The sequence below is a fragment of the Edaphobacter aggregans DSM 19364 genome (genome assembly GCF_000745965.1).
GTDB classification, from domain to species: domain Bacteria; phylum Acidobacteriota; class Terriglobia; order Terriglobales; family Acidobacteriaceae; genus Edaphobacter; species Edaphobacter aggregans.
In genome coordinates, this window is sequence record NZ_JQKI01000278.1 from 1 (window position 1) to 3,014 (window position 3,014).

2 protein-coding genes and 1 pseudogene are annotated in these 3,014 nt (G+C 56.3%); all 3 read left to right on the forward strand.

Going from position 1 to position 3,014, the window contains the following annotated elements:
- Positions 1-331 precede the first annotated feature (331 nt).
- Positions 332-862 (forward strand): annotated as a pseudogene (locus Q363_RS31095) (DNA-primase RepB domain-containing protein); the annotation flags it as partial.
- A 368-nt stretch (positions 863-1,230) separates the two neighbouring features.
- Positions 1,231-1,602, forward strand: a complete 372-nt coding sequence (locus Q363_RS31100) for a single-stranded DNA-binding protein (RefSeq protein ID WP_035358534.1) — start codon at positions 1,231-1,233, stop codon at positions 1,600-1,602.
- Positions 1,603-1,922: 320 nt separating this feature from the next.
- On the forward strand, positions 1,923-3,014 hold a 1,092-nt coding region (locus tag Q363_RS31105; protein ID WP_035358535.1), incomplete at its 3' end, for a PDDEXK nuclease domain-containing protein.

Genomic DNA, 3,014 nt, shown 5'->3' on the forward strand with positions numbered 1-3,014 from the left:
CCCTATGTCTTCAGCCTTTGTCCAATTCCATTCCTGCTAATTTGGACGGCAGTGAGTTCAACTACAAACTCAAGGTTTCCGAGCGGGTGAAGGCGAAATGCGAACGTCACCCACATTACAACCCGGAGCGGGACGGGCGCGGGGGAATCAAGGGCGGATGCTCGACCTGCTTCTCTCTCTTCGACCTGCATCAGGCGAGGCTATCGCTGGACGCCGCTCACAGGGAGTTTCAGAGAAGAGCACTGCCCTGGACGTGGGTTAGTCGGTCACGTACTAAGCCGCAGTCAAACGAGCAGGATGAACGGCCCATGCAAGATGCCTTAAGCATCCGAGAACGTTTCCGAAGCTCCGCGCAACCTTTGCCGCGCAGACATTGGCGGGGCGGTACGACGCTGACCCCAGCGCGGCGGACTGGAGGCGGTTTGGGCGGCTTCCCGGCTTTGCCAATTCCAAACCCAAATACATAAAGCCGGACGGCCTCTTCCCTTTCGTGCGTCTTCACAGCCACACCGGACAGCAGTACCCGATGGCGCAGGCCTTCGAGCAAGAGATAACGAAGTTATACGAGACCCGCGAGCAGGAGCGCGAGGCGAGGCGTCTGCAAAGCTCTCTTTCTCCCCAAAGGGGACCGAGGTTATCGAATCTATCCCTGGAGCGATTCCGAACTTCGATCAAGTACCAGGACCGGCCCGCCGTTGCTGATATAGCGTTCTGTGTCGCCGCTTATGTCAATGGGATGACGGAAGACCGGATCAAACGTGCCCTTGAAGATGACTATCTCTCTCGCGATCCCAGCCCTTCCAAGAGAGCTGCATACATCCGGAGAACCATGGAGAAGGCGAGGAGATGGACCGAGCGATAGCATCGGTGCTTCAAGTCCCGTTGTCGTTGTTCCCTCTTGCTTTGTGATTGACACTTCGAGTTTCTGACCTTGCTTTTGCTACTCGCGCCATGAGGAGGACATTGAACAGGGCGGCTCCCTTTCGGTTTGCCTTTCTATCTGCGTTCAGCGTGCCGCGCCCAAAACACCCTCGCCCTTCGGACGCACGCTCTCCTTTCCAAAATCCGCTGCTCGCCTCTGCGAGGTGCGGACTCCTGCCCCATAGCAAGTCTGGGGCCCCTTCCGCAGATTTTGTCTAGTTGCCTTGGGAGTGGGTCGCGACGGCACACCCGTTGGGCAAGCATGTACCGCAGACAGCGGACAAACCAAAAGAAACGGAGCTAAACACCATGTTCAACAAAGTCATCGTCATCGGCCGCCTCGGACAGAACGCAGAAGCCAAAACCACTCAGAACAACAAAGAGTACGTCGTCCTCAACATCGCAACTCAGGAAAGCTGGAAGAACGACAAGGGCGACTACGAGAACCGCACCGAGTGGCACCGCGTCTATGCCTGGAGGAATCTCTCGAAGTTCGCCAAGACTCTCCAGAAGGGGCAGCTCGTCACCCTTGAAGGCATTCTTCGGTATCGCGAGGTAGAGGATGAGGTCAAAGGGACCACCTTCAAGCACCGGATCGCCGAGATCCACGCCATCTGCATGAAGCGGCTCTCGAAGATCGAGGCAGCCGATGATCCCACGGACGGAGCCGACGACGAATAATCGTCGGCCTGGGTGGATGAGCCATAGGCTCATCCACCTTTGTGCAACGCGCTGGACATACGCCCCGCTGCTACTTGATAGGAGGCGGGCTCGTCCAGTGTTCTTGCGCAACGGCGTCATGCCATTCCGACCCCGGTTGCAGCATCATAAGCCAGGTCTCCGAGAGCTTGCCGGCCTCGATCCGGTAGAATTGCATGCCTGCACGAGTTCCCGTCTCGCCGGTCTTTTTGCGCTAGTGAAAACACTGCTCACGTCATCAAACTCTTCAGTTGGTGCTCAAAAGCAGCTGGATCCGACAGGAAGCTGTTAGAGAATGAATTATGGCGCGCAAGCAAATGAAGTCAGGCACAACAAGCGATAGAGTCAGCGCAGTCTCGCCGGTCTTGATCGAAGATATTCGCCAGATCATCGGAGAGGCACGTCGAAGCGTCGCCACAACCGTCAACGCCGGCCTCACCTTGCTTTACTGGCGCATTGGCAAACGGATGGTCGATGAAGTTCTCGGCAAAGAACGGGCCGCTTATGGTCAACAGATTGTCGTATCGGTGGCGCGACAATTGGTTCAGGAGTATGGCCCGAGCTTCGGCGAGAAGAATTTGCGCCGCATGATCCAGTTTGCCGAAGTCTTCCCCCAGGAGGAAATTGTCGTATCGCTGATACGACAATTGAGCTGGACTCATTTCATAGCTCTGCTACCCATCAAGAACCCGCTTCAACGGGACTTCTACGCGGAGCTTTGCCGCGTGGAAGGCTGGAGCGTCAGCAGGCTGCGGCAAAAAATTGACTCCATGCTCTTCGAACGAACGGCTCTGTCCCGTAAGCCTGAAAAGTTGGCACGCAAGGAGCTTAACGCCTTGCGCGCCGATGGCCAATGGATGCCGGATATGGTCTTCCGCGACCCCTACATTCTGGATTTCCTCAATCTCTCCGATAGCTACAGCGAACGGGACTTAGAGACCGCTATTCTTCGCGACATTGAAGCCTTTCTGCTGGAGATGGGAGGCGGATTCAGTTTCGTTTCCCGTCAGAAGCGAATGGTGATCGACGGCGAAGACCACACCCTTGATTTGCTCTTCTATCATCGTCGCCTGCGGCGGCTGGTCGCGGTCGAACTGAAACTCGGCAAGTTCAAAGCTGCCTACAAGGGACAGATGGAGCTCTACCTGCGCTGGCTGGAGGAAAACGAACAGGAATCCAGTGAGGAGTCGCCGCTCGGCTTGATCCTATGCGCGGAAGGAGGACATGAAAGCATCGCCCTCCTTCGATTGGACCAAGCTGGCATCCGAGTCGGTCAATATCTAACGGAACTGCCCCCAAAAAAGATCCTTGAACGCAAGCTTCATGAGTCCATGGCCCTGTCCCGAGCCTTGCTAGAGAGCCGCACGGAAAGGCAGGGTCGGGAAAAGAAGACG